Genomic DNA, 26,017 nt, shown 5'->3' with positions numbered 1-26,017 from the left:
TGACGCGGAAGACATTACACGGGACCGGGAGGATCCGCCGAATCGTATTCGGCCGATCGCTCCGGGTGACAGGAGGGCGCGAGTCCTCAGCCGGCCTCCGGGAAGTGGCAGGCCGCCTGGTGCCCGTCCCCCGCGAGCGCCGGCTTCTCCCCCTCGCAGCGCGTGCGCGCCCCGGGCTCCGCGAGCCCGGCGTAGACCGCGCAGCGCGTGCGGAAGGGGCAGCCGGCGTGTCGGCGGGTGGGGGAGGGCGGATCGCCCGCGAGGAGGATCCGGTCCCGGGCGCGCTCGGCGGCCGGGTCGGGCAGCGGGACGGCGGACAGCAGCGCGCGGGTGTACGGGTGGCGGGGGCGGTCGAAGACGGCGGCGACGTCGCCCTGCTCGACCGTCCGCCCGAGGTACATCACGCTGACGCGGTCGGCGAGGTACCGGATGACCGAGAGGTCGTGCGAGACGAACAGGTAGGACAGGCCCAGTTCGGCCTTGAGCGACTGCAGCAGGTTGAGGATCCCGGCCTGGATGGAGACGTCGAGCGCGGAGACCGGTTCGTCCAGGACGAGCAGCTTCGGGCGGACGGCCAGGGCGCGCGCGATGGAGATCCGTTGGCGCTGCCCGCCGGAGAACTGGTGCGGGTAGCGGTCGGCGTGCTCCGGGGCGAGGCCGACCTGGCGCAGCAGTTCGGGCACCCGGCGGGCGATCTCGTCGCGGGCGGCGCGCTGGGCGCGCAGGGGTTCGGCGATGATGTCGCCGACCGGCATCCGGGGGTCGAGGCTGGCCATCGGGTCCTGGAAGACGATCTGCAGCTGTGCCCGGAGACGGTGGGCGTCGGCGCGGGTGAGCCGGGAGGTGTCCTGGCCGAGGACGTCGATGCGGCCGGCCTGGGGTGCGGCGAGGTCGAGCAGTTCGAAGAGCGTCGTGGACTTGCCGGAGCCGGACTCGCCGACCAGACCGAGGGTTTCGCCCTCGCGGATGTCCAGGTCGACGCCGTCCACGGCGTAGACCTCGCCGACGCGGCGCTTGAACACCGTGCCCTTGAGGAGCGGAAACGTTTTGCCGAGCCCGCTGACCGCCAGTACCTGCGCCCGGGTGTCGCGTGCCCCGGTCACGGCGGGGGCGGGCACCTCCGGCACGGGGTACACGTCGGCCGGTGCGGGCCGCTGCTCGGCCAGCTCCGCCGAGCGCACGCAGGCCGCCGCGTGGCCGCCTTCCCCGAGCAGTTCCGGCTCCGCCGCCGAGCAGCGCGGTTCGGCGAGCGGGCAGCGCGCGGCGAACGGGCAGCCGGGCGGCAGGTCGGCCAGCGGCGCCGGGCTGCCGGGGATCGGGACGAGCGGCCCGCCGCGGCCGTCGAGCCGGGGCACCGCGCCGATCAGGCCGAGCGTGTACGGGTGGCGCGGGGCCGCGAACAGCTCGTCCACGCCGGCCGTTTCGACCACCCGGCCCGCGTACATCACCGCGACCCGGTCGGCCGTGCCGGCGATCACCCCGAGGTCGTGGCTGACCAGCACCAGGGCGGCGCCGGTCTCCCGCTGGGCGGTGCGCAGCACGTCGAGCACCTGGGCCTGGATGGTGACGTCCAGGGCGGTGGTGGGTTCGTCGGCCAGCAGGATGTCCGGGTCGTTGGCGATCGCCATGGCGATCATCGCGCGCTGGCGCATGCCGCCGGAGAACTCGTGCGGGAAGCTGTCGAGGGCGCGGTCGGGGGCCGGGATGCCGACGAGGTCGAGGAGTTCGGCGGCGCGGCGGCGGGCGGCGGCCTTGTCGGTCTTCTGGTGGATGCGGATCGTCTCGGCGATCTGGTCTCCGATCCGGTAGACCGGCGTGAAGGCGGAGAGCGGGTCCTGGAAGACCATGGCGATCCGCCGGCCGCGGATCGAGGCGAGCTCCCGGCCGGGCAGCCCGACCAGCTCGCGCCCGTCCAGTCGCACCGAGCCCCGGACCTCGGCGGTGCCGGGCAGCAGCCCGAGGACGGACAGCGCGGTGACGGACTTCCCGGAGCCGGACTCGCCGACGATGCCGAGGGTTTCGCCGCGCCGCAGGGTGAGGTCGACCCCGCGCACGGCCGGGACCGGGCCCTGCGGCCCGGCGAAGTCGACGTGTAGGTCGCGGACGTCGAGCAGGGGCGTTTCGACGGCGGTCGCGGCGGTGGTGGTCACGGCGGTGGTCACGGCTTCTTCCTGCGGGCGCGGCGGCGGGGCGTGCCCGCGGCGGTGGGGTCGAGGGCGTCGCGCAGCCCGTCGCCGACGAGGTTGACGGCGAGGACGAACAGCACCAGCAGCGCGGCCGGGAAGTAGAAGAGCCAGGGGAACACCGGCGCTTCGCTGGTGCCGGCCGCGAGCAGGGTGCCGAGCGAGACGTCCGGCGGTTTGACGCCGAAGCCGAAGTAGGAGAGCGCGGTCTCGCTCATGACGGCGCCGCCGACGGCGATGGTGGCGTCGATGATGAGGAAGGAGGCGACGTTCGGCAGGACGTGCCGCAGGATGATCCGCAGCGGCCGGACGCCCATGAAGCGCGCGGCGCGGACGAATTCGCGCTCGCGCAGGGAGAGCGTCATGGACCGGACCACCCGGGCGGTGATCATCCAGTTGAACAGGGCGAGCAGCAGCACGAAGGCGATCCAGCCGGTGCTCTTCAGCCGGGGCGAGACGATCGTGATGATCAGGAAGCTGGGGAAGACCAGCAGCAGGTCCACGACGAACATCAGGCAGCGGTCGGCCCAGCCGCCGAAGTAGCCGGCGCACGCGCCGACCAGCGAGGCGAGCACGGTGGAGAAGAGCGCCACCAGCAGGCCGATGATCAGTGACTTCTGCAGGCCGCGGACGGACTGGGCGAAGACGTCCTGGCCGATCCCGTTGGTGCCGAACCAGTGCTGGGCGGAGGGCGGTTGGTGCAGGGCGGTGAAGTCGGGGGCGGCGTAGTCCCACGGCGTCAGGTACGGCCCGCCGAAGGCGAGCGCGAACAGCAGCAGGACGAGGACGCCCCCGGCGAGCGCCCCGCGGGCGGCGAGCAGCCGGGTGAGGACGAGCCGGGCGCGGCCGGAGCCGCGGGGCGCGGGTGCCGGGGCGAGGGGGTCGGCCGGTTCGGCGACGACGGTGGTCATCTGGGTCACCTCCGGTCAGGACCGCACGCGCGGGTCGAGGGCGGCGTGCAGGGTGTCGGCGAGGAAGCCGGAGGCGAGGACGACGAGCGCGGTGAACAGGTTGACCGCGACGACCGAGTTGACGTCCTGTTCGTTGATGGCCAGGATCAGCCACTCGCCCATGCCGTGCCAGCCGAAGATCGTCTCGGTGAACACCGCGCCGGTGAAGATGCCGAGGAAGCTGTAGGCGAACATCGTCGACATCGGGATCACGGCGGTGCGCAGCCCGTGCTTGAGCAGGGCCCGGCCGCGGGTGAGGCCCTTGGCCTCGGCGGTGCGCAGGTAGTCCGAGCCGAGCACGTCGAGCATGATGCCGCGCTGGTAGCGGCTGTAGGTGGCGAGGCCGTACAGCGCGAGCGACATGGTCGGCAGCAGGAGGTGGAGCGCCCAGTCGGAGAGGTGGGCGCCGATACCGCCGGTGAGTCCGGGGGTCTCGTAGCCGGTGAACGGGACGACCTCGTGGCCGGCCGCGTCCTTGGCGGCGATGGCGCCGTTCTTGAGGAAGAGGGCGACCAGGAAGACCGGGGTGGAGAGGAGGACGAAGGAGAGCAGGGTCAGCAGCCGGTCGGATATCCGGTACTGCCGCACGGCGCTCCAGGCGCCGACCGCGACGCCGAGCACCATGCCCAGCAGGCTGCCGATCAGCAGCAGCCGCAGCGAGACCCAGATCCGACGGCCGAAGTCGTCCGTCACCGGGGTGTCGTGGATGGTCCGGCCGAGGTCGCCGTGGACCAGGCCGTCGGCCCAGTGGCCGAAGCGCACGACCACCGGGGTGCGGTCGTTCAGGTTGAGGGCGGTGAGCTGGTGCTCGACCGATTCGGCGGACGGCCGGGGGACCTTGGCCTCGAAGTAGGTGCGCGGCTGGAGGGCGGTCGCGGATATCGCGTACGCCAGGAACACGGCGGCGACGAGTAGGACGGCGTAGTAGCTCAGCCGCTTCGCGAGGTAGCGGAGCATCAACGGCCGCCCTGGGTGGGGGCGGGGCCGACGCGTCTGGTGGGCATCGGGTGGTGGCCTTCGGTCGGTGGCCCGGGTGGGGGCCGTTTCACGGGCTGTCGGGAAGCAGCAGGTCAGAGTGTTCCAGCGGCGTGCGGCCGCCGTGTTGCGGGAGCGTTGCCGCGTGTGACTTTTGGATCAGACGTGAACTCCTGCCTCTGGTCGTGGAAGTGATCGGCTGTTACGTTCTGCTGGCCCGGTGCCGACTTGGCTGCCCACACTCAAGCCCCGCCACACCTCGCGCGGCACAACTCCCGTCCCTTTTCCCGACGAACTTCACCAGGGGGACCCCCATGGACGCTGTCACCACGGCCCGCCGCTTCGGCCGGGCCACCGCCCTCGCGATAGCCGTCGCGCTGGCGGTGACCTCGTGCACCTCGGGTGGCGGGGGGTCGGCCGACACCGCGGCCAAGAGCGAGCCGCCGAAGCAGGACTCGAACGACATCAACCCCCTGGCGGCGGACGCGATCAAGGACGGCGGGGAGGTGCGCTTCCCGCTCTACCAGTGGATCACCCAGTGGAACCCGTTCCAGGTGGACGGCCGCTACGGCGACGCGGTGGACATCATGCGCGACCTGGAGCCGAACCTCTTCACCACCGACGCCTCCGGCACCTTCCAGGCGGACCCTGACTACCTGACGGAGGCCAAGGTCACCTCGACCTCGCCGCAGGTGATCACCTACAAGCTCAACCCGAAGGCCAGGTGGTCGGACGGCAAGGCGCTGAGCTACCTGGACTTCAAGGCCGACTGGGAGGCCAGCAACGGCAAGAAGGACGGCTACAACATCGCCGACTCGGCCGGCTACGAGCTGATCTCCGGCGTCGAGCAGGGCGCCGACGCCTCCGAGGTCAAGGTCACCTTCTCGACGCCGTACGCGGACTGGCAGAACCTGTTCCGGCCGTTGATCCCGGCCGCCGGGATCTCCACCGCGGACGACTTCAACAAGGCCTGGATCGAGAAGATCCCGATCACCGCCGGCCCGTTGAAGCTCGGCGTCGCGGACAAGACGGCCCAGACGATCAGCCTCGTCCCGGATCCGGCGTGGTGGGGCACCAAGCCCAAGCTGGACAAGGTCACCTTCCGGGTGATGGACCAGGCGGCGACCACCCAGGCGTTCCTCAACAACGAGATCGACTTCGCGACGGCCGGCACCGCGACCGCCTACGGCCAGCTCAAGGACAACAAGGACACGGTGATCCGCACCGCCAGCCCGTGGGACGAGGTGCACATCTCCTTCGGCGGCGGGGGTGCGCTGGCCGACCAGAAGGTGCGCCAGGCGCTGGGCAAGGCGATCGACCGCGACGCGCTGATCAAGATCGCCAACAACGGCGTGCCGGTGCAGTTCAAGCCGCTCGGCAACCACATCTTCATGCCCAACCAGGCCGGTTACCAGGACAACTCGGGCGACTGGGCGAAGTTCGACCTGGCGGCGGCGAAGAAGCTCCTGGACGACGCCGGCTGGAAGGAGGCGGGCAGCGGCCAGCCGCGCACCAAGGACGGGCAGTCGCTCGAACTGCACTTCGTGTTCAACGACTCCAGCCCGCAGGCGCAGATCGACCTGTACACCGCGGCCGCGGCGATGTGGCTGCAGGCCGGGGTCAAGGTCGACCTCGACAAGGTCGCGAAGAACGACTTCTTCACCAAGTACATCGACGTGGGCAAGTTCGACCTCGCGAGCTGGCGCAACACCGACTCGTTCCCCCTGTCCCAGAGCCTGACCAACTTCCGCCTGCCGGAGGGCGACAACGTCTTCGGCAACTTCTCGAAGCTCGGCACCCCCGAGATCGACGCGCTGCTGAAGAAGGCGGCCGGGACGATCGATCCGGTGGAGGCCGCGAAGTACTACAACCAGGCGGACGCCAAGATCTGGGAGCTCGGCCACACCGTCGAGCTGTACCAGCGGCCCACGGTGGTCGCGGCGCGCAAGGGGCTGGCCAACTACGGCGCGTTCGGCCTGGCGAGCACCGACTACGCGAAGGTCGGCTGGGCGAAGTAGGCCCTGCCGCGCGGGACCGGGCGGCTGCCGACCGCGGGCAGGCGCTGGCGAGCAGCGCGGTGATCACGAGGCCGGTGGTGCGGACACGGGTGGGACGGACTCGCCACCCCCGTCGTCCTGCCACCGGCCTTGACCTTCCGCGTTGCCCGCAGGCCGCCCGTGTCGTGGGGCCCCGCTGGGCCCGCGCTCGCTTTCCAATCGGGACGAATGTAGCGGGCCGGTCCGGCGGCTCGGCCGGTACGGCGCGGGCGCGCCCGGAAACCCGTCGCGCTGTCACCCGGTTCGCGCACCGGGGCGTCAACTGGTGCTGACGTCAAGGGGAAAGGGGCGGAGGAATAGGGGCGGAGGAAAAGGGGCGAAGCCGACGTCCGCCGGTCCGCGCCGGTGCGTGCGCCGGCCCCGGCCCGCTGCCAGGATGCGCGGGACAGTCCAGCCGTCCGCCCCCGTCCCGGAGCAGCGCGATGACCAGCGATTCCGCCGCAGTGCCCCACCCCCACCCCACCGACCCGCCCCCGGTGCGCCGGATGGTCCCGCGCGACCGCAACGAGCGCCACCGGGTCGCCACGCCGCTGGAGCTGTTCTTCGACCTCTGCTTCGTCGTGGCGGTCGGCCAGGCCGGCCGCGAGCTCGCCCACTCCCTCGCGGCCGGGCACTACGGCGAGGGCCTGCGGGGCTTCGCGCTCGCGTTCTTCGCGATCTGGTGGGCGTGGATGAACTTCACCTGGTTCGCGTCCGCGTACGACTGCGACGACGTGCCGTACCGCGTCACCACGTTGGTGCAGATCGCCGGCGTCCTGATCCTCGCGGCCGGCGTGCCGAGGCTCTTCGAGGCCCAGGACCTCGTCCTCGCGGTGACCGGCTACGTGGTGATGCGCCTGGCGATGGTCACCCAGTGGCTGCGCGCGGCGCGCAGTGAGGAGGGGCCGGCGCGCGGGGTGGCCCTGCGGTACGCGCTGGGGATCACGGTGTGCCAGGTGGGGTGGGTGGTGGTGCTGCTCCTGCCGCAGGGCGTCCGGCCGTTCGTCGTGGCGCTCGGCGTGCTGGCCGAGCTGGCCGTGCCGGTCTGGGCCGAGCTGCGGATGCAGACCAGCTGGCACCCGCACCACATCGCCGAGCGGTACGGGCTCTTCACCCTGATCGTGCTCGGCGAGACGGTCGCGGCGGCGACGGTCGCGGTGCAGTCGGCGGTCGACGAGCACGAGGAGCTGGGGCGGCTGGTGCCGGTGGCGATCGGCGGGCTGCTGATCTGCTTCTCGGCCTGGTGGATCTACTTCGCCCGGCCGGTGCACGAGCACCTGCGCTCCAACCGGCAGGCCTTCGCGTGGGGTTACGGCCACTACGTGGTGTTCGCCGCGGCGGCGGCGATCGGCGCCGGGCTCGAGGTCGCGGTGGAGTCGGCCGTGCACAAGGCGGAGATCTCCGCGACGGCGGCGACCGGGGCGGTCACCGTGCCGACGGCCGTCTACCTGTTCACCGTCTGGCTGCTGCACTCGCGGCACACCAAGACCGGCGCCGCGCAGGCACTGGGGCCGGTGGGCGCGGTGGTGGTGCTGGCGTGCACGGCGTTCGGCGACTCCGGCGTCCTGGCGGCCGGCCTGGTGTGCGCGGCGATGGTGGCCGTGGGGGTCGCGATGCACGCCAGGGAGGCGTGAGCGGCCTCCGGGCGCGGCCCGAGCAGCACCGGTTCGTGCCGGGCGAGCCAGGCCAGGTAGGCCGGGTTGACCTTGGCGAGGTCCAGGTAGGCGGCCCGCAGCTCGCCGTACAGCGCCTCCAGGGCTGAGGGGGCGAGCGAGCACGGCCGCCACGCGAGCAGCAGGCGGACGGCGAGCGGATCGCCGTGGACCGGGCGCATGACCGTCCCGGGTCCGGGCAGGGACGTCGGCTGGCACGGGCGCACGGCCTCGCCGGAGGCGACCAGTTCGGCGGCGGTGGTGTTGTCCCGGACCTGTACCACGCGGGGGTTGAGGCCGGCCTCGCTGAACACCCGGCGCATCGCCGCGTACTCGTGGTCGGCGGTCGGGTCCACCATCCAGGTGTCGTCGGCGAGGTCGGCGAGGTGGACGACCGGGCGGGCGGCGGCCGGGTGATCGGCGGCGAGCGCGACGAACTGCGGCTCGCGGGCCATCAGGACCCGGTGCTCGGCGTCCGGGGGCACGCGCAGCGGGAAGCCCTCGCTCTCGTACACGAAGGCGACGTCGAGCTGGTCGGCGGCGACCATCCGCAGCAGGGCGCTCGCGGAGACGTCCACGTGGATGGTGGTGTCCGTGTCCGGCAGCCGCTCGTGGACGCGGCGCAGCCAGGCCGCCACCGCCCGGCTGCCGACGCTGCCGATGCGCAGCCGCCGCCGGCTGCCGGGACCGGCCGACTCCCGGGCCTCCTGGCGCGCGGCGGCGACCAGCGCCGCCATCTCGGTGATCACCGGCCGGGCCCGGGACAGCACGGAGTGGCCGAGCGCGGTGGGCCGGCTGCCGGTCTGCTCGCGGGTGAACAGGGTGCCGCCGATGGCCCGTTCGATCCGGTGCAGCTGGGTGGTGAGGGAGGGCTGGGTCATGCCGAGCCGGAGCGCCGCCTTGCGGAGGCTGCCGGTGTCGGCGATCGCGCACAGCACCCGCAGGTGTCTCACGTCGAGCTCCACGTCGGGAGCATAGACGCCCACGACCCATCTCGCCAAGGACATGACACGAATCAACACGGCGGGCGCCCACCGGTATTCACCGGCGTTATCGCCGGTTGACATCATCCGCGACGGCCGTGCCCGGGGGGAATCTGGGGCAGCGATTCCCGCCTCCGGCCGCACGCCGGGGGCGCCCCCACATTCCGCCCGCCGCCGCCGGCCCCCAACCGGCACCGGCGGTCGGGCGTTTCGCGATTCGGAGCCCCCACATGTCTCGATCCGTGCTGTCCGCAGCCCTCGGCGCCGTGCTCGCCGCGGGCCTCGCCGCCCTGCCCGGGACGGCCGTCGCCGCACCCGCCGCACCCGCCGCACCCGCCGCACCCGCCGCGAGCGTCGCGGGCTACCTGCCCACGGCCGGTTCGGCGTACGCCGGTTCGGCCGCCGAGGCCGCCGACAACCAGGCGTTCTTCCAGGCCGTCATGGCCTCCGCCAAGGCCAAGCACGCCGCCAACCCGTGGCTGCTGACCGTCACCGTCACCTACGACACGGGCAACGCACCGTCCTTCACCGGTCAGATATCCCAGGCCGCACAGATCTGGAACGGCTCGGTGCACAACGTCCAGCTCCAGGAGAGCAACGGCCAGGGCGACTTCTCCTACTACGAGGGCAACGACCCGCGCGGCTCGTACGCCAGCACCGACGGCCACGGCCACGGGTACGTCTTCCTCGACTACCAGCAGAACCAGCAGTACAGCTCCCTGCGCGTCACCGCGCACGAGACCGGGCACGTGCTCGGCCTGCCCGACCACTACTCGGGCCCGTGCAGCGAGCTGATGTCCGGCGGCGGGCCCGGCCCGTCCTGCACCAACCCCTACCCGGACGGCAGCGAGAGCGGCCAGGTCGACGCGCTGTGGGCCAACGGCGCGGAGTAGCACCCGAGCGGGGTGCGGCGGGCCGTCCGGCCGGAAACGGGCGGCCCGCCGCTCGGTTGCTTCCCTGGGCGGAGCCTAATCGCCGGGGGAGCGGAATGCCAGGGGACCGAAGAGGTCAAGTCGAGCCAAAGGTGATTCAAAAGCCGGGAAAACACGGGGTATTGGACGGAGCTATCGCGGGTTGACATCATCCGCCCCGCCGCCGTGCTGTCCGAAGCTCGGTGGACATCACCCGTTCACCAGGTGCCCCCCACGGCCGGCCCCCACCGGCCACGCACCGCAGGAATCGGAGCCCCCACATGTCTCGATCCGTGCTGTCCGCAGCCCTCGGCCTGGCGCTCGCCGCGGGCCTCGCCGCCCTGCCCGGGACGGCCGTCGCCGCGCCCGCCGCCCAGGCGGCCTCCGGCTACACCGCCTCCGCGTCCGCCGGCTCGGCGTACGCCGGTTCGGCCGCCGAAGCGGCCGACAACCAGGCGTTCTTCCAGGCCGTCATGGCCTCCGCCAAGGCCAAGCAGGCCGCCGACCCGAGCCTCGCGACCGTCGTCGTCACCTACGACGCCAGCAGCGCCCCGTCGTTCCGCACCCAGATATCCCAGGCCGCCCAGATCTGGAACGGCTCGGTGGGCAACGTCCAGCTGCGCGCCGGCTCGGCCGCCGACTTCCGCTACTACGAGGGCAACGACCCGCGCGGCTCGTACGCCAGCACCGACGGCCACGGGCGCGGGTACGTCTTCCTCGACTACCAGCAGAACCGGCAGTACAACTCGCTGCGGGTGACGGCCCACGAGACCGGGCACGTGCTCGGCCTGCCCGACCACTACTCGGGCCCGTGCAGCGAGCTGATGTCCGGCGGCGGGCCGGGCACGTCCTGCACCAACCCCTACCCGAACGGCGCCGAGCGCAGCCGGGTCAACTCCCTCTGGGCGCGCGGCTGACCGCCCCCCGGGAGTGCCCGGCCGCCGTGGGCTGCGGCCGGGCGCTCCCGGGTCCTGTCGGTGGCGCGTGCGAGCATGCGGACGAGACGCCGTCCGCCCGACCCGCGAGGTGCCACCCCCGTGCCGAACACCGCCCCCAACGTGCCCGACTTCCCCGACCGCCTCGCCGACCTGCGCTTCGCCGGCCTGCTCCGCCCGCACGCCGGGCCACTGCGTGCCGACGAGCGCTACGACACCGTGCACTTCGACGGCGGCGAGTACACCGACCAGTCGGCCGCCGGGGCGACGTTCCTGGAGTGCGCGCTCACCGGCGTGGCGTTCAGCGGCGTCAAGCTGCGCCAGGCCCGGTTCACCGACGTCTGGGCGCAGTCCGGCCGCTGGGTGGCCTGCGACCTGAGCGACGGCGAGTGGCAGGACAGCGCGTTCGTCGGCGGGGTGCTGGCCGGGATCGCCGCGCACGGCTCGGCGCTGCGCCGGGTGGTGTTCCGCGGCTGCAAGCTGGAGGCGGTCAACCTGCGGGCGGCCGTCCTGCGGGACGTCGTCTTCGAGGACTGCCTGCTGCGCGACGTGGACTTCGCCGACGCGAAGCTCACCCAGGTGTCCTTCCCCGGCTCGACGCTGGAGGAGGTCCGCCTGCGCGGGGCCGCGCTGACCGGGACGGACCTGCGCGGCGCCGCCCGCCTCGGCCTGCCCGACGGCCACCTGGGGTTGCGCGGCGCGATCATCAACTCGCACCAACTGCTGGAGCTGGCACCGCAGTTCGCCCACGCCCTGGGCATCACCGTCCAGGACCGCTGAGCCACCCCGATCCCTTCCCGGCCGGTCCTCCGGACGTTCAGCCCCGCGTCGCTCGGTGACGCCCTGCCGAACAGTCAGCCAAACCTGTCGCGCGCATCTGGTGGGCCGCTCCGAGCGCGGTGGAGACTGCTCCGCGATCGATGAGCCCCGACTTGTGCCCGGTCCGAACAGACAGGGCGACATCGCCAGTGAAGGGACGGGCCGGGCTGATGGCCGAGTTGAGTCGTAGGAAGTTCGTGACGCTGTCCGGAGCGGCCGCGGCCGGTCTCGCGGCGGCCGGTGCCGGAGCCGGTGCCGCGGGGGCCACCCCGGGCGCCGCCTCCACCACCACGCTCACCACCACGGGCACCATCACCGACGTCCGGCACGTGGTGATCCTGATGCAGGAGAACCGCAGCTTCGACCACTACTTCGGCACCCTCAAGGGCGTCCGCGGCTTCGGCGACAAGGCCGCCATCCAGATCTCCGGCGGCTACAGCGTCTTCAACCAGCCCAACGGCCTGTTCGCCCGGCAGTACCCGTGGGCCTTCAACCCCTCGGGCGCCACCGGCAACCCGGAGACCCTGGCCCAGTGCAACGGCGACCTGTCGCACGCCTGGTCCGACCAGCACAAGGCGTGGAACGGCGGCAAGATGGACGCCTGGGTGTCCGCCAAGGGCACCGTCCGCACCCTCGGGTACCTGCAGCGCGCCGACATCCCGTTCCACTACGCGCTCGCCGACAACTGGACCATCTGCGACGCCTACCACTGCTCGGTCCTGAGCGCGACCGGCCCCAACCGCACCTACCACTGGTCGGGCTGGATCGACCCGTCCGGCACCGCCGGCGGCCCGGCCTACGACGGCGGCTCCGAGTCCAACCTGCGCTGGCAGACCTACGCCGAGGCGCTGGAGAGCGCCGGCGTCAGCTGGAAGGTCTACCAGAACGCCAACGACAACTTCGGCGACAACGCCCTGGCCTACTTCAGCCAGTTCACCGGTGCCGCGGCCGGCAGCCCGCTCGCCGTCAAGGGCATGGGCTCGGTCCCCGCCGTCACCGGCAGGACCCCGGACGACATCGCGCTCGCCATCAAGAGCGACGTGCTGGCCGGCACCCTCCCCCAGGTCTCCTGGATCGTCGCCGACCAGCAGTCCTCCGAGCACCCCTATGCCACCCCCGAGGACGGCGCGCACTTCGTCCACATGGTGATGGACGCCCTGAACGCGGACCCCGACGTGTTCGACTCCACCGTCCTCCTGCTCAACTACGACGAGAACGACGGCTTCTTCGACCACGTCCCGCCGCCGGCCGCGCCCTCCGGCAGCACCGACGAGTTCTACAACTCCACCAACATCGGCCTCGGCTTCCGCGTCCCGCTGATCGCCATCTCCCCCTGGAGCCGCGGCGGCTGGGTCAACTCGGAGACCTTCGACCACACCTCGGTGCTGCGCTTCCTGGAGGTGTGGACCGCCGCCCTCGGCAAGGCCGCCAGATGCCCCAACATCAGCACGTGGCGCCGCACGATCTGTGGCGACCTCACCTCGGTCTTCGACTTCGCCAACCCCGTGTACGGCATGCCGACGCTGCCCGACACCTCGCAGACCATCGGCCTGGCGACCTGCGGCCCGCTGGCCAACCCCTCGCCCAGCGGCAACGCGCTGCCCGCGCAGGAGGCCGGCACCCGCCCGGCCCGCGCCCTGCCGTACCAGCCCAACGGCAACCTCGACCACATCGAGTACGGCTCGGGCGGCGTGATCAAGGTCTGGCTGAAGATGGACAACCAGGGCGCCCAGGCGGTCAAGTCCACCCACTTCGCCGCCTACGCCAATGCCTACCGCAGCGGCGGACCCTGGCAGTACGCCGTCGACCCGGCCGGCAGCGTCAGCGACTTCTTCAACTGCGGCACCAACTACGGCAACGGCAAGTACGACCTGACCGTCGTCGGCGCCAACCGCTTCCTGCGCCGTTTCACCGGCGACGCCACCGCGGCCGGCAAGAACGCCGCCGTCACCGCCTCGTACGCGGTCGAGCCGGGCACCGGCAAGCTCGCCGTCTACGTCAAGCTGGCCAACACCGGCAGCACCGCGCTCACCTTCACCATCGCGTCGAACAACTACCGCACGGACGGCCCCTGGACCTACCGGGTGCCGGCCGGCGCCAGCACCAGCGACTTCTTCAACGCGGTGGCCCACAACAACGGCTGGTACGACTTCACCGTCACGGTGGACGCCGACAGCAGCTGGTCGCAGCGGTTCACCGGCCACCTGGAGACCGGCGCCCCCAGCGTCAGCGGGTGATCGTCCTGCCCGAGGGGCCCCGGGGGAACCACGGATCGTGGACCTCCTGGGGCCCCTGCGGCGTCAGCAGGGTGAGCGTGAGCGGCGCAGCCGCGTACTCGGCCAGCAGCACCGCGCCGTGCCGGGTCTCCAGCTCGGCCTGCACGGGAACCCGCAGCCTGCTCAGCGCGCGCCGCAGCTGCAGCGCGTCCCGGCGGCTGACCGGCTGCGGGGCGCGCAGCACCAGCCGCAGCGGGCTGAGCGGCCCGGTCACCGGCACGCCGGAGCCCAGCTCGTAGCCGACGGCCCCGATCGGGCCCCACGTCAGCCGGTGGTCCGCCACCAGCTCGCCGACCGTCGGCAGCAGGGCGAGCGCCGGGACCTCCGCGACCCGGCCCGGCACCAGCAGGGCCCGCCGGGCCGGGAGCTGCTCGGGACGGAAGGTGCGGGCCACCGCCGCCCAGGGCGCGAGCGCGTGCAGGAGCTGGCCGCGGCGCGGGCCGCGCACCGTCACCGGGATCCAGTGCTCGGGCGACGCGACGTCCCTGGTGCAGCGCACCGGGTGCAGGGTGTCCACCGGGGAGCCGACCACAGTGGGCGCCCTGGCGACGGTCACCCACGGGTGCACGCGGAGCACCGCGCGTGCCCAGCCCGGGAGTTCGCCACCGCCGAGCGGGCGCAGCGAGCTGGGGCACTGCATGAGCAGCAGGTCGTGCGGGCCGGGCAGCCGCCCGTCCAGCGCGGCGAGCGGCCCGACCAGGCGGCGCGGGCCGCCGTGCTGTTCGTCGATGGCGTTCCTCACACGACCACCGTCCGCCCGTCCGGGCCCGGCCCGCTACGGCCCTTCGACGCCTTCTCCCGGGACCAAGGACTCAAGGCGCACCCGCCGTCGCTGCGCCCCTCCCGTCTCCCTCCCACTCCCTCCCGACCCGGCCGGAGGCCCGACGTGCGGCCGTCCGGCCGCGGTGTGAGAGTGGGGGCAGCCCGGTATCCGTCCGGAGGAGGAGTCATGGGCATCTTGGACAGGATCTTCCACAGGGGGCACGAGGCCGCCGGGGCGGACGTCGCCGAGCGGGCGGCGCTCGCCCACGACGAGGCCGCCGACGCGTACAGCGACGACATCGAGCGGACGCGCGGCATGCGGGAGTCGGAGCAGCAGCAGGCCCGGGCCCAGGACGAGGCCGACCGCCGGGCCGCCGAGAACATGACGGCCGAGGGCGACCCCTGGGACTGATCCCACCGTTTCGCGAGGGCCGTCCCTAGGCATCCCTCGGCGGCAGCGGCGGACGCCGCAGGTCCGGCCGGGGGATGTCGTCCGGTGGGGGCGCGGCGGCGGGGGCGTCCTCCAGCAGCTCCAGGGCGAGCTGGACGGCGGTGCGCAGGTCCGGGTGCCGTCCGGCGGCCCAGTCGCGGGGGCTGCGCAGCACGTGTACGTCGGGTTCGACGCCGTGGTTCTCCACGGACCAGCCGAGTCCGCCGGTGAACCAGGACGCGTTCTTCGGCACCGAGATCTGGGTGCCGTCGCCGAGGGTGTGCCGCCCGGTCATCCCGACCACCCCGCCCCATGTGCGGGTGCCCACGACCGGTCCGAGGCCGAGCAGTTCGATCGCCGCGATGATCACGTCGCCGTCCGAGCTGGTGGCCTCGTCGGCGAGGGCGACCACGGGTCCGCGCGGGGCGTTGCGCGGCCAGCGGACGGGCTGGCGGTCGCGGGTGAAGTCCCAGGCGAGGACGCGCCGGGTGAGCTTCTCCAGGACGAGTTCGGAGACGTTGCCGCCGGCGTTGCCGCGGACGTCGAGGACGAGCGCGGGCTTGTCGAGCTCGCGGCGCAGGTCGCGGTTGAACTGGGCCCAGCCGGAGCCGCCGAGGTCGGGGATGTGCAGGTAGCCGCACCGCCCGTCGCTGAACTCCCGTACCAGGGCGCGGCGTTTGACCACCCAGTCCTGGTAGCGCAGTGGCCGTTCGTCGGTCAGCGGGGTCACCGTGATCCGCCGCACCGGGGAGTCCGGGTCGCTGCGCAGGCCGATCTCGACGGTGTTGCCGCCGGTGCCGGCGAGCAGCGGGAGCGGGCCGCGGACCGGGTCGACCGGGCGGCCGCCGATCTCCAGCAGTTCGTCGCCGTCGTGCACGCCCTGGGCGGCGAGCGGGGCGCGGGCGCGCGGGTCGGAGGACTCGCCGGGCAGCACCCGGTCGACCAGCCAGCGGCCGTCGGGGGAGCGGTGGGCGTTGGCGCCGAGCAGGCCGAGCGGCTGCTGGGCGAGCGAGGGTCCCTCGCCGCGGCGGGACGGGGTGACGTAGGCGTGCGAGGTGCCGAGTTCGCCGAGGAGTTCGCGCAGCAGGTCGGCGAAGTCGTCGGGCCCGGCGATCCGGTCGAGCAGCGGCTCGTACTGGGCGACCAGGGCGGGCCAGTCGAGGCCGGACATGCGTTCGTCCCAGAACTGGTCCCGGACGATCCGGGCGGCCTCGTGGTAGGCCTGGCGCCACTCGGCGGCGGGGTGCACGGTGTGGTTGATCCGGCGCAGGTCCACCGAGGTGCCGGCGGAGGGGGCGCCGACCGGGACGATCCGCAGGGTGCCGGCCGAGTAGACCGCGATCGAGCCGCCGTCGCCGGACACCGCGTAGCCGTCGAGCTTGTCGACCAGGGTGGAGCGGGTGCCCCGGGCGAGGTCGAAGTGCTCCAGGGAGGGGCGGCCCGAGGTGTCGTCCGGGCTGGTGAAGGTCTGTCCGAGGGTGCCGGAGATCGGCCAGCGTAGCCAGACCAGGCCGCCGCGGACGGCGTCGGTGGCCGAGTACTTGGAGGCGATGACCGGGAACTGGAGCAGCCGGTCGCCGATGCCCTGCGGGTCGACCCGGACGGTGCCGTCGCCGCCGCCGTCGCCGCGCGGGCCGCTTTCCTCGGCGGGCGCGGCGAACGGGGACGGGGTGTCGGCGGTGAGCGGGACGAGGTAGGGGCGGCAGCCGAGCGGGAAGGAGAGGTCGCCGGTGTGGACGTCGTGGACGGGGTCGAAGCCGCGCCAGGACAGGAAGGCCAGGTAGCGGCCGTCCCGGGTGAACACCGGTTGCTCGTCCTCGAACCTCCCGTCGGTGACGTCGGTGATCGGCGCGGGCGCGTCGGCGCGGGTGAGCCGGATGCGGCGCAGCGAGCGGCCGGCGGCCGGCTGGGACCAGGCGATCCAGTGCGAGTCGGGGGAGAAGCGGGCGCTGGAGACGGGCCCGTAGGCGGAGGTGGCGACCTCGCGGACCTCGCCGTCCGCGGCGGTGACGAGCAGCAGCCGCCCGTCCGAGGTGGCGGCGGCGAGCAGGCTGCCGTCGGGGGAGGCGGTGAGTTCCAGGACGCGGCCGAGGAGCCCGGCGGCGAGCACCCGGTGGCGGTGCCGCTCCCCGCTGGTGTGTTCGAGGTGGCCGTCGTGTCCGGGCAGCGGCATCACCTCGACGGCGTCCGCGCCCTCGGCGTCGGTGATCCAGGCGGCCTCGCCGGTGTGTCCGAGCATGACCGGCAGCCGGGTGCGCACCCCGGGGGTGTCGGCGAGGGCGCGGGCCGGGCCGTCCTTGTGGGTGAGCCAGTACTGGCTGCCGCGCACGGTGATCACCCCGGTCCGGCCGTTCTGGTCGCAGGCGAGGTCCTTGACCTGGCTGGCGGCGCCGACCTGGTAGGGGCGGCGTCCGGCCCGCGCGCCGCCGAGCGGGACGTGCAGCCGGATCGGGGCGGGGGCGTCAAGGCCTTCCAGCAGCCAGAGGTCGCCGGCGTGCTGGTAGACGATCCGGGTGCCGTCGGTGGCGGCCTCGCGGGCGTAGTAGGAGGCGTGGTCGGTGTGGCGGCGCAGGTCGCTGCCGTCGGGGCGGCAGGAGTAGACGTTGCCGATGCCCTCGTGGTCGGAGAGGAAGGCGATGCGGTCGTCGGGGGGTTCGCCGACGGTCATCGGTGAGGCGATGTGGCCGCGGTGGCCGGGGAGCACCTGCTCGCCGTCCACCCAGAGCCGGCCGGTGGCGCCGCCGCGGTAGCGCTTCCACGCGGCGGGTTCGTGCGGGGCGGCGCCGGTGAGCAGGACGGTCCGGTGGCGGCCCATCTGGGCGTCGCCGACCGGGCCCCAGGGCATCCGGCGGCCGGGGGAGCCGTCCGGCGGCAGCGCGTGCGCCCACGTGTAGTGGCCGAAGGGCTCGTGGAAGGAGGTGACGGCGAGCACCTCGCCGTCCGGCAGCCAGCCGCGCACCCGGGTGTCCTGGCTGCCCCAGTAGCTGAGCCGCCGGGCCTCGCCGCCCGCGGTGGGGGCGGTCCAGACCTCGGGGATGAGGCTGAGCCAGCTGGTCCAGGCGAGGGTGGCGCCGTCGGGGGAGAAGCGGGGGTGACTGACCCGGGTGCGGTCGCAGGTGACGCGCCAGGCCCGGTCCGTGGTGTCGCCGCCGGTGAGCCGGGCGATCCAGACGTCGTCCTCCGCGGTGAAGGCGAGCAGGTCGCCGTGCAGGTGGGGGTGGCGGAGGTAGCCGGGCGAGGTCACCTCTCCATCCTTCGACGGGGTGTCACGCCCGGCAACCGGGGCGGGCCGCGGCGGCGGACCCCGGCCGGTCTGGACCATTGACACCGCCCGGCCGGATCCACTTCAGTGGTCTAGTCCAACTAGGGTGCCAGGCCGGGCCGTTCCCCCCCACTGGCGCGTGCTCCGGCGTGCCCTCGGACGTCCCCCACGACCACGCCCCCGCAGGAGCCCCGCATGCGCCCGGTCACACCCGTCGCAGCCCCACCGACCCCCCCGTCGACGCCCGTCCCGCGCCGCGCTCGCCGCCGGCACCGCCGCCGCCGTCGCCGCGGCAACCCTGGCCGGCCTCACCCTGGGCCTGGCCCCCGCCGCCTCGGCCGGCGAGTTCCTCGTCAACGGCGGCTTCGAGTCCGGCTCGCTCGGCCCCTGGAACTGCTCCGGCGCCACCGGCAGCGTCGTCGGCAGCCCGGTCCACGCCGGGGGCCACGCCCTGGCCGGGGCGGCCACCGCGAGCGACACCGCCCAGTGCGCGCAAACCGTCACCGTCGCCCCCGGCACCACGTACACGCTGAGCGCGTGGGTCAACGGCTCGTACGTCTACCTCGGCGTCGACGGCGGCGGCCCGAGCACCTGGACCCCCGGCACCGGCGGCGCCTACCAGAAGCTCAGCGTCAGCTTCACCACGGGCGCCACCCAGACCAGCGCCACCGTCTACACGCACGGCTGGTACGGCCAGGGCACCTACTACGCGGACGACGTCTCGCTGGACGGGCCGGGTGCGCCGACCCCGACCCCGACGCCCACGCCCACGGCGACTCCGACCCCGACACCGACGCCGACGCCGACCCCGACGGGCACGCCCACCGGCACGCCGACCGGCACGCCCCAGCCCGGCGCCCACGCCCTGGTCGGCTACCTGCACGCGAGCTTCGCCAACGGCGCCGGCTACACCCGCATGGCCGACGTCCCCGGCTCCTGGGACTTCATCGACCTCTCCTTCGGCGAGCCCACCTCGCCCACCTCCGGCGACATCCGCTTCAACCGCTGCTCCACCACCGACTGCCCCACCGCCGAGTCCGACGCCGACTTCAAGGCCGCCATCGCCGCCAAGCGCTCCCAGGGCAAGAAGGTGCTGATCTCGATCGGCGGCCAGAACGGCCAGGTCCAGCTGACCACCACGGCCGCCCGGGACGCCTTCGTCAGCTCGGTCTCGGCGATCATCGACAGGTGGGGCCTGGACGGCCTGGACATCGACTTCGAGGGCCACTCGCTCTCCCTCGACACCGGCGACACCGACGTCAAGCACCCGACCAGCGCGGTCATCGTCAACCTGATCTCGGCACTGAAGACCCTCAAGGCGACGTACGGACCGGGCTTCGTGCTGACCATGGCGCCGGAGACGTTCTTCGTCCAACTCGGTTACCAGTACTACGGTTCCGGCCCGTGGGGCGGTCAGGACCCGCGCGCCGGCGCCTACCTCCCGGTCATCCACGCGCTGCGCGACGACCTCACCCTGCTGCACGTCCAGGACTACAACTCCGGCTCCATCATGGGCCTGGACAACCAGTACCACTCGATGGGCGGCGCCGACTTCCACGTCGCGATGACCGACCTGCTGCTCACCGGCTTCCCGGTGGCGGGCAACACCGCCAACACGTTCCCGCCACTGCCCGCCTCGAAGATCGCCATCGGCATGCCGGCGACCACCGACGCGGGAAACGGCTACGTCGCCCCGAGCGAGGTGGACAAGGCCCTGGACTGCCTGACCAAGCTCACCGGCTGCGGGACGTACGTGCCGCGTTCGGGCGCCCAGCCGAACCTGCGCGGGCTGATGACCTGGTCGGTCAACTGGGACCGGTTCGGCGGACGGGAGTTCTCGAAGAACTTCGACGCGTACTACGGCCGCTGACCGGTCCGCCAGCACCCGCCGCCCGGAATCCGTGCTTGAACCTCACACCAGTGTGAGGTTCGAGCATGGTCCGCATGACGACCACACAGTCCGCACAGGCGGCAACCCATCGGACCCGTACGGCGCTTCCGTACCCCGCCCTGCTCGCGCTGGCCACCGCGGTGTTCGTCACCGCGCTGACCGAGACCCTGCCCGCCGGTGTCCTGCCCGGGATGAGCGAGTCCCTCGGCGTGGGCGAATCGGCGGCCGGGCAGACCGTCACCGTCTACGCCCTCGGCACCGCCGCCACCGCGATCCCGCTCACCGCGGCCACCGCCGGCTGGAGCCGCAAGCGGCTGCTGCTCGCCGCGATGGCCGGCTTCGCCGCCGCGAACACGGTGACCGCGCTGTCCTCGAACTACCCGCTGACGATGGCGGCCCGCTTCGTCGCGGGCGTGGCGGCCGGCCTCGCCTGGGCGCTGCTGGCCGGCTACGCGCGCCGACTGGTGCCCGCCGAGCTGCAGGGCCGGGCGATCGCGATCGCGATGGCCGGCATCCCGGTGGCGCTCTCCCTCGGCGTGCCGGCCGGCACCTTCGCCGGCCAGGCGCTCTCGTGGCGGGTGCCGTTCCTGGCGATGACGGTGCTGGCGCTCGGCGTGATCGGCTGGTCCGCCGCCGTCCTGCCGGACCAGCCCGGGCAGGCGGCGGGGGAGCGGGCACCGATGCGGCGGGCGCTCGCGGTGCCGGGGGTGCTCCCGGTGCTCGCGGTGACCCTGCTCTTCGTGCTCGCCCACACCATCCTGTTCACCTACATCGCGCCGTTCCTGGCCCGGGCCGGGCTCGGCGGTTCGACCGACGCGGTGCTGCTGGTCTTCGGTCTGGCCTCGCTGGTGGGCATCTGGTTCGTCGGCGCGCACATCCACCGCAGGCTGCGGTGGCTGACGATCGGCGGCGCGCTGCTGGTCGCGGTGACGGCGGGCGTCCTCGCGGTCGGGTCCGGCAGCACGCCGCTGGTCTACCTCGCGGCACTGCTCTGGGGCCTCGGCTGGGGCGGGGTGCCGACGCTCCTGCAGACCGCCGTCGGCGACGCGGGCGGGGAGCAGGCCGACGCGGCCCAGGCGATGCTGGTCACCCTGTGGAACGCCGCGATGGCGGGCGGTGGGGTCGTCGGCGGCCTCGTGCTCGGCCGCCTCGGCACCGGCGCACTGCCGTGGACGGTGCTCGCCCTGGTGCTCCCCGCCCTCGCGGCGGTCCTCGCCGCCCGCACCCACGGCTTCCCCGCCCGGCGCGGCTGACCGCGCCGCGGCACTAGCCGAGCAGCAGGTTGGTGCTCAGCAGCGACTCCGCGAGGCCCGCCGGGGCGGTCGCGACGGAGCCGGCCGAGTACGGGGGCCGCGGGTCGTACTCGATGACCAGCTGGATCGCCTCGGCGGTCGCGTCCCCGGCGAGGCGGCCGGTCAGCGTCAGGGCGAGGTCGATGCCGGCCGAGACCCCGGCGGCGGTGGCGTACGTGCCGTCGATGACGACCCGCTCGGTGCCGGTCGGCTCGGCGCCGAAGCCGGGCAGCGCGTCGAGGCAGCACCAGTGCGAGGTGGCCCGGCGGCCGGCGAGCAGTCCGGCGGCGCCGAGCAGCAGGGAGCCGGAGCAGACCGAGGCGGTCCAGGTGGTGGTCGCGTCCACCCGCCGCACCCAGTCGACCAGTTCCGCGTCGGCGAGGGCCGGCTCCGTCCCGGGGCCGCCGGGCACGAGCAGCACGTCGGCGGAGTCGACCTCCTCCAGGGCGGCGTCGGCGGTGAGCGCGAGGCTCCTCATGTCGGTGCGGACCGGCCCCCGCCGGGCCGCGGTGAACACCACCTCCGCGCCGGGTATGCGGGACAGCACCTCGTACGGGCCCACGGCGTCCAGGGCGGTGAAGTCGTCGTACAGCAGGACGGCGATGCGCATCAGTTTCCTCCAGGGGGATTCGGAGCGGGGCGGAAGCGGCGCCGGTATTCGGCGGGTGGTGCGGCCAGGGCCCGGACGAAGGCGCGCCGCATCGCCTCCGGGGTGCCGTAGCCGCAGGCGCGGGCGATCTCCTCGATCCCGTCCTCGGTGTCCTCCAGGCGGCGCCGGGCGGCCTCCAGCCGGACGCCGTCCACGTACCGGCCCGGGGTGACCCCGACCTCGGCGGCGAACGCGCGGGCGAAGTGCCGCGGGGAGAGCGCCGAGCGCCGGGCCAGCGCCTCGACCGAGAGGTCCTCCTCCGGGTGCTCGGCGATCCACCGCTGGACCTCGCGCAACGGGTGGCGCGCGGCCACCTGGGCGGCCAGCTGGGTGCTGAACTGGGCCTGGTTGCCCGGCCGGCGCAGGAACACCACCAGGTGACGGGCGATCAGCAGCGCGGCGTCGCGCCCGAGGTCCTCCTCGACCAGGGCGAGCGCGAGGTCGATGCCGGCCGTGACCCCGGCCGAGGTCGCGACGTGCCCGTCCCGGACGTGGATCGGGTCGGGGTCCACCTCGACGTCCGGGAACCTCCGGGCGAGGGCGTCGCAGTACGCCCAGTGGGTGGTCGCCCGGCGCCCGGCGAGCAGCCCGGCCTCGGCGAGCAGGAAGGCGCCGGTGCACACCGACACCACCCGCTCGGCCCGGCCGGCCAGCTCCCGGATCCGCGCCACCAGGGCCGGGTCCGGGGCGTCCGTGCCCTCCCCGCCGGGAACCAGCAGGGTGTGCACGGGCCCGACCTCGGCCAGGTCCGCGTCCGGCAGCACCCGCAGCCCGCTGCAACCGCGCACCGGCCCGCCGCCCAGCGCGGCGAGCGTCACCCGGTACGCACCGGGCTGCCCGGCGGCGGCGCCCGCTCCCGCGAACACCTCCAGGGGGCCGGTCACGTCCAGGCTCTGCACGCCGTCGTAGAGGACGACGACCACGCTGCGCGTTCTCATGCGGCCAGCCTGTCAGCGGGCCGGGATGGCAGCAATGACCTGTTCCCCACCTTTCCTGCCACTGGCGGCGGTCCTGCGCGGGGGTGCGTGAAAACGCCGGAAGGCCCCTTGCTTTCGCAAGGGGCCTTCCGGCTGTCTGTGCGCCGCCAGGGACTCGAACCCCGGACCCGCTGATTAAGAGTCAGCTGCTCTAACCAACTGAGCTAGCGGCGCCTGCTGACGTGGAGAACATTACCTGGTCAGCGGCGGAAACACACAATCGGCCCGGGCGGCCCCGCCGCCGGGCGTCACGGGGTGAGGACGACCTTCCCCCGGACGTGCCCGGTGGCGACCAGCCGGTGGGCGTCGGCGGCGCGCTCCAGCGGGAAGGTCTCGGCGACCTCCAGCCGCAGGCCGCCCGCCTCCCACAGCTCGACCAGTTCGGCCAGCCGGGTGGCCGTCCGCTCCGCGCGCAGCTGCCGCAGCCCGAGCCGCTCGGCGGTCGCGTAGTCGACGACGGTGCCGATCCGGTCCCGGTCGGTGACCAGTTCGACCGAGGCCTCCAGCGCGCCCCGCCCGGCGGCGTCGAACGCCGCGTCCACGCCGTCCGGCGCGACCGCCCGGACCCGCTCCACCAGCCCGTCGCCGTACGCGACCGGAATCGCGCCCAGCTCGCGCAGGTAGTCGTGGTTGCGCTCGCTCGCGGTGCCGATCACGGTCGCCCCGAGGGCCCGGGCGAGCTGGACGGCCACCGTGCCGACGCCGCCGGAGGCGCCGTGCACCAGCACGGTGTCGCCCCGGCCGACCTTGAGCAGCTCGAGCGCCATGTGCGCGGTCTGGCCGGAGGCGGAGAGCGATCCCGCCTGCTCCCAGGGCATCCCGGCCGGCTTGGCGACCAGGTGCGAGGTGTCCACGACGACGGACTCGGCCTGGCAGTCGAGGACCCGGAAGCCGATCACCTCGTCGCCGACCTCCCAGCCGTAGCTGCCCGGCCCGAGCCGGTCGACCACCCCGGCGAACTCGTTGCCGAGCACCAGGGGGCCCTCGGCGACGACGCCCGGCGGCCGGAAGCCCGCCCGGATGGCGAGGTCCACCGGCTGCACCCCGGCGGCGTACACCCGGACCCGCACCTGGCCGGGCCCCGCGGTGGGGGTGGTCACCTCGGCGACCCGCATGACCTCGGGGCCGCCGGGCTCGGGGACGGTGACTGCCTTCATCGGGGGTTCCTGCCTCTCGTCCGTCCTGCGGTGGCGATGCCCTCCGATGATCGGATCTCAAGTGCGCTTGAGGTCAACCCCCTCCCGGCGTGTCCTCCCAGATGGGTGCATTGTCAGATTTATCCTGGGCGGCGCTCAGCCGTCCGCCACCGGCCGTCGTCCGCCGCTGTCCGTCCGCCACCGGCCGTCGTCCGCCGGTCGTCCGCCGTCGAGAGGAAACCCCCCGTGGGCCAGCTGCCCCTGTTCTTCCTGGTGCTGCTCGCCTCGGTGGTGACCCTGCCGCTCGCGCGCCGCACCGGCGTCCCGCAGCCGGTCCTGATGACGCTGCTCGGCATCGTCATGGCGCTCGTGCCGCAGATCCCGGACATCTCCGTCGAGCCCGAGCTGATCCTGCCGCTGGTCCTGCCGCCGCTGATCTTCGCCGTCGCCCGGCGCTCCTCGGTGCGCTACTTCAAGGCCAACATCCGCTCGATCCTGCTGCTGGCCGTCGCCCTCGTCGTGGTCACCACGATCGCGGTGGCCGGCGCCGTCCACTGGCTGCTGCCCGCCCTGCCGCTCGCCGCGGCCGTCGCGGTCGGCGCCCTGGTCTCCCCGCCCGACCCGGTCGCGGCCGTCGCCGTGGCCGGCAGCGTCGGCCTCCCGCGCCGCCTGGTCGCCATCCTGGAGAGCGAGGGCCTGTTCAACGACGTCACCGCGATCGTCATCTACTCGCTCGCCATCGACGCCGTGGTCAGCGGCGACTTCTCGCCCGGCCACGCGGTGCTGCGCTTCGTCCTGTCCGCGGTGCTCGCCGTCGTCGTCGGCGTCGCGCTCGGCTGGGTCAACGCCAAGCTGGCCGGGCTCCTGGAGGATCCGACCCAGCAGGTCGCGCTCAACCTCCTGGTCCCGTTCGCCGCCTACACGATCGCCGAGGAGATCCACGGCTCCGGCGTGCTCGCCGTCGTGGTCTGCGCGCTCTACCTCGCCGACCGGGCCGCCGACGCGGACGCCGTCTCCTACCGGCTGGTCGGCAACGCCTTCTGGGAGGTCGTCGAGATCCTCATCACCGGCGTCGCCTTCGGCCTGATCGGCCTCGAACTCGCCACCGTGCTCAAGGCGGCCGGCCAGGGCTGGACCGGCTTCATCGGCGACGCGAGCACGGTGATCTCGGTCGTCGTCGTGGTCCGCCTGCTCTGGCTGCTCCCGGCCGGCTGGCTGTCCCGGCGCCTGCGCGCGGGGGACGACGAGGACACCCCGTTCAGCTGGAAGGAGAGCGTGGTCCTCTGGTGGTCCGGCATGCGCGGCGTCGCCACCGTCGCCCTCGCCCTGGCCATCCCGCTCACCGTCGACTCCGGCGCCGCCTTCCCCGAGCGCGGCCGGCTGGTCTTCATCGCCTTCGCCGTGGTGCTGTTCACCCTGCTCGTCCAGGGCCTGAGCCTGCCCTGGCTGGCCAAGCGCTTCCAGCTCGACCTCGACCAGGACCGGCACGAGCAGGCCGTCCGTCAGCTCTGGTGGCGCGCCGCGCGGGCCGGGCTCGACCGGCTCGGCGAACTGGAGGAGCAGGACCGGCTGCCCGCCGAGGTCGCCGACCGCCTGCGGGACCGTCAGCACGACCGGCTGGCCCGGCTCTGCCCCGAGAAGTACGCCGAGGAGGAGGCCTCCGAGGCGAAGCTGCGGCTCTCCCAGTGGCGGGCCGCCCGGGAGGTCGAGCAGGAGATGATCGCCGCCTCGCGCCGCGAGATGCTGGTGGCCCGCGGCGAGCTCGGCGCCGACCCGGAGCTCGTCGATCAGGTGCTGCGCGGGCTCGACCTGCGCTCGGACCGGAAGTGACGGCCCGGGGGCTGCGGCCGGGGCCGGGGTGACGCGGCATCCGGTCACCCGGCGTTCACCCGGGTGTC

Annotated in this window: 18 protein-coding genes, 1 tRNA gene and 1 pseudogene; 10 read left to right on the top strand and 10 right to left on the bottom strand. The window is 73.6% G+C overall.

All coding sequences use genetic code 11. The features are described 5' to 3' along the window. Positions 1 to 86: 86 nt before the first annotated feature. From PUR71_RS23645 to PUR71_RS23635, 3 genes are read right to left on the bottom strand one after another with little or no spacing between them, the layout of a single operon-like run. Complete coding sequence (locus tag PUR71_RS23645) at positions 87 to 2,162, bottom strand: ABC transporter ATP-binding protein (RefSeq protein ID WP_329929094.1); 2,076 nt, start codon at positions 2,160 to 2,162, stop codon at positions 87 to 89. Next, positions 2,159 to 3,094, bottom strand: a complete 936-nt coding sequence (locus PUR71_RS23640; protein ID WP_329929093.1) for an ABC transporter permease — start codon at positions 3,092 to 3,094, stop codon at positions 2,159 to 2,161. Before PUR71_RS23640 ends, PUR71_RS23645 begins: the two co-directional genes overlap by 4 nt. 15 nt (positions 3,095 to 3,109) lie before the next feature. Further along, complete coding sequence (locus PUR71_RS23635; RefSeq protein WP_329929092.1) at positions 3,110 to 4,090, bottom strand: ABC transporter permease; 981 nt, start codon at positions 4,088 to 4,090, stop codon at positions 3,110 to 3,112. 332 nt (positions 4,091 to 4,422) lie between these two features. Between PUR71_RS23635 and PUR71_RS23630 the strand changes: the two genes are divergently transcribed. Next, positions 4,423 to 6,126 (top strand): ABC transporter family substrate-binding protein, encoded by a 1,704-nt coding sequence (locus tag PUR71_RS23630; RefSeq protein ID WP_329929091.1) that lies wholly within the window; start codon positions 4,423 to 4,425, stop codon positions 6,124 to 6,126. A 461-nt stretch (positions 6,127 to 6,587) separates the two neighbouring features. Further along, entirely contained in the window at positions 6,588 to 7,778 is a 1,191-nt protein-coding gene (locus PUR71_RS23625; RefSeq protein WP_329929090.1) for a low temperature requirement protein A, read from the top strand. A gap of 149 nt (positions 7,779 to 7,927) precedes the next feature. Here the strand turns inward: PUR71_RS23625 and PUR71_RS23620 are convergent. Then, positions 7,928 to 8,803: pseudogene (locus tag PUR71_RS23620) on the bottom strand (LysR family transcriptional regulator); the annotation flags it as partial. A gap of 206 nt (positions 8,804 to 9,009) precedes the next feature. On the opposite strand from PUR71_RS23620, the gene snpA (PUR71_RS23615) reads away from it, so the two are divergent. From snpA (PUR71_RS23615) to PUR71_RS23600, 4 genes are all read left to right on the top strand, one after another. Next, entirely contained in the window at positions 9,010 to 9,672 is a 663-nt protein-coding gene (gene snpA, locus PUR71_RS23615) for a snapalysin (RefSeq protein WP_329929089.1), read from the top strand. Positions 9,673 to 9,971: 299 nt separating this feature from the next. Continuing rightward, the gene (gene snpA / locus PUR71_RS23610) at positions 9,972 to 10,607 is read left to right on the top strand and encodes a snapalysin (RefSeq protein ID WP_329929088.1); all 636 of its coding nucleotides are present in this window, start codon (positions 9,972 to 9,974) and stop codon (positions 10,605 to 10,607) included. Positions 10,608 to 10,727: 120 nt separating this feature from the next. Further along, positions 10,728 to 11,405 carry a pentapeptide repeat-containing protein gene (locus PUR71_RS23605; protein ID WP_329929087.1) on the top strand — a complete coding sequence of 226 codons (678 nt, stop codon included), beginning with the start codon at positions 10,728 to 10,730 and terminating at the stop codon, positions 11,403 to 11,405. A 209-nt stretch (positions 11,406 to 11,614) separates the two neighbouring features. Beyond that, the gene (locus tag PUR71_RS23600) at positions 11,615 to 13,681 is read left to right on the top strand and encodes a phosphocholine-specific phospholipase C (protein WP_329929086.1); all 2,067 of its coding nucleotides are present in this window, start codon (positions 11,615 to 11,617) and stop codon (positions 13,679 to 13,681) included. Here the strand turns inward: PUR71_RS23600 and PUR71_RS23595 are convergent. Then, positions 13,671 to 14,462, bottom strand: a complete 792-nt coding sequence (locus PUR71_RS23595; protein WP_329929085.1) for a phosphoribosyl-dephospho-CoA transferase MdcG domain-containing protein — start codon at positions 14,460 to 14,462, stop codon at positions 13,671 to 13,673. The two genes, PUR71_RS23600 and PUR71_RS23595, sit on opposite strands and share 11 nt — an antisense overlap. A 207-nt stretch (positions 14,463 to 14,669) precedes the next feature. On the opposite strand from PUR71_RS23595, the gene PUR71_RS23590 reads away from it, so the two are divergent. Next, positions 14,670 to 14,894: a hypothetical protein gene (locus tag PUR71_RS23590; RefSeq protein WP_329929084.1), complete on the top strand. Its 225-nt coding sequence runs from the start codon at positions 14,670 to 14,672 to the stop codon at positions 14,892 to 14,894. 25 nt (positions 14,895 to 14,919) lie between these two features. On the opposite strand, the gene PUR71_RS23585 is transcribed toward PUR71_RS23590, so the two are convergent. Further along, entirely contained in the window at positions 14,920 to 18,234 is a 3,315-nt protein-coding gene (locus PUR71_RS23585) for a S41 family peptidase (protein ID WP_443077544.1), read from the bottom strand. 238 nt (positions 18,235 to 18,472) lie between these two features. On the opposite strand from PUR71_RS23585, the gene PUR71_RS23580 reads away from it, so the two are divergent. Next, a complete protein-coding gene (locus PUR71_RS23580; protein WP_329929215.1) occupies positions 18,473 to 20,044 on the top strand; it encodes a chitinase in 1,572 nt (523 codons plus the stop codon). A 74-nt stretch (positions 20,045 to 20,118) separates the two neighbouring features. After that, the gene (locus PUR71_RS23575; RefSeq protein ID WP_443077537.1) at positions 20,119 to 21,318 is read left to right on the top strand and encodes an MFS transporter; all 1,200 of its coding nucleotides are present in this window, start codon (positions 20,119 to 20,121) and stop codon (positions 21,316 to 21,318) included. Positions 21,319 to 21,331: 13 nt separating this feature from the next. Here the strand turns inward: PUR71_RS23575 and PUR71_RS23570 are convergent, their stop codons facing one another. The 4 genes from PUR71_RS23570 to PUR71_RS23555 form a co-directional block, all read right to left on the bottom strand. Next, positions 21,332 to 21,967 (bottom strand): DJ-1/PfpI family protein, encoded by a 636-nt coding sequence (locus tag PUR71_RS23570; RefSeq protein ID WP_329929081.1) that lies wholly within the window; start codon positions 21,965 to 21,967, stop codon positions 21,332 to 21,334. Beyond that, positions 21,967 to 22,944, bottom strand: coding sequence for a GlxA family transcriptional regulator (locus PUR71_RS23565; protein WP_329929080.1), 978 nt, complete (start codon positions 22,942 to 22,944; stop codon positions 21,967 to 21,969). The genes PUR71_RS23570 and PUR71_RS23565 overlap by 1 nt, the downstream gene beginning before the upstream one ends. A gap of 139 nt (positions 22,945 to 23,083) precedes the next feature. Next, a tRNA-Lys gene (locus tag PUR71_RS23560) sits at positions 23,084 to 23,157 on the bottom strand. A gap of 74 nt (positions 23,158 to 23,231) precedes the next feature. Next, positions 23,232 to 24,140 (bottom strand): NADP-dependent oxidoreductase, encoded by a 909-nt coding sequence (locus PUR71_RS23555; protein WP_329929079.1) that lies wholly within the window; start codon positions 24,138 to 24,140, stop codon positions 23,232 to 23,234. 225 nt (positions 24,141 to 24,365) lie between these two features. Here PUR71_RS23555 and PUR71_RS23550 point away from each other — a divergent pair, with 225 nt between their 5' ends. Beyond that, a complete protein-coding gene (locus PUR71_RS23550; protein ID WP_329929078.1) occupies positions 24,366 to 25,949 on the top strand; it encodes a Na+/H+ antiporter in 1,584 nt (527 codons plus the stop codon). The last annotated feature ends 68 nt before the right edge of the window (positions 25,950 to 26,017 follow it).

Source organism: Streptomyces sp. SP17BM10 (assembly GCF_036322405.1).
Classification (GTDB): domain Bacteria; phylum Actinomycetota; class Actinomycetes; order Streptomycetales; family Streptomycetaceae; genus Kitasatospora.
Note: the sequence above shows the minus strand (reverse complement) of the source record. Positions and strands in the feature narration are given on the sequence as shown.

What these genes read in the sequence shown, in the direction of transcription:
- PUR71_RS23585 (WP_443077544.1), bottom strand. Translation starts at nt 18,234, where the DNA reads ATGGTCCAGACCGGCCGGGGTCCGCCGCCGCGGCCCGCCCCGGTTGCC.
- snpA (WP_329929088.1), top strand. Translation starts at nt 9,972, where the DNA reads ATGTCTCGATCCGTGCTGTCCGCAGCCCTCGGCCTGGCGCTCGCCGCG.
- PUR71_RS23570 (WP_329929081.1), bottom strand. Translation starts at nt 21,967, where the DNA reads ATGCGCATCGCCGTCCTGCTGTACGACGACTTCACCGCCCTGGACGCC.
- snpA (WP_329929089.1), top strand. Translation starts at nt 9,010, where the DNA reads ATGTCTCGATCCGTGCTGTCCGCAGCCCTCGGCGCCGTGCTCGCCGCG.
- PUR71_RS23625 (WP_329929090.1), top strand. Translation starts at nt 6,588, where the DNA reads ATGACCAGCGATTCCGCCGCAGTGCCCCACCCCCACCCCACCGACCCG.
- PUR71_RS23555 (WP_329929079.1), bottom strand. Translation starts at nt 24,140, where the DNA reads ATGAAGGCAGTCACCGTCCCCGAGCCCGGCGGCCCCGAGGTCATGCGG.
- PUR71_RS23640 (WP_329929093.1), bottom strand. Translation starts at nt 3,094, where the DNA reads ATGACCACCGTCGTCGCCGAACCGGCCGACCCCCTCGCCCCGGCACCC.
- PUR71_RS23630 (WP_329929091.1), top strand. Translation starts at nt 4,423, where the DNA reads ATGGACGCTGTCACCACGGCCCGCCGCTTCGGCCGGGCCACCGCCCTC.
- PUR71_RS23600 (WP_329929086.1), top strand. Translation starts at nt 11,615, where the DNA reads ATGGCCGAGTTGAGTCGTAGGAAGTTCGTGACGCTGTCCGGAGCGGCC.
- PUR71_RS23635 (WP_329929092.1), bottom strand. Translation starts at nt 4,090, where the DNA reads ATGCTCCGCTACCTCGCGAAGCGGCTGAGCTACTACGCCGTCCTACTC.
- PUR71_RS23590 (WP_329929084.1), top strand. Translation starts at nt 14,670, where the DNA reads ATGGGCATCTTGGACAGGATCTTCCACAGGGGGCACGAGGCCGCCGGG.
- PUR71_RS23575 (WP_443077537.1), top strand. Translation starts at nt 20,119, where the DNA reads ATGACGACCACACAGTCCGCACAGGCGGCAACCCATCGGACCCGTACG.
- PUR71_RS23565 (WP_329929080.1), bottom strand. Translation starts at nt 22,944, where the DNA reads ATGAGAACGCGCAGCGTGGTCGTCGTCCTCTACGACGGCGTGCAGAGC.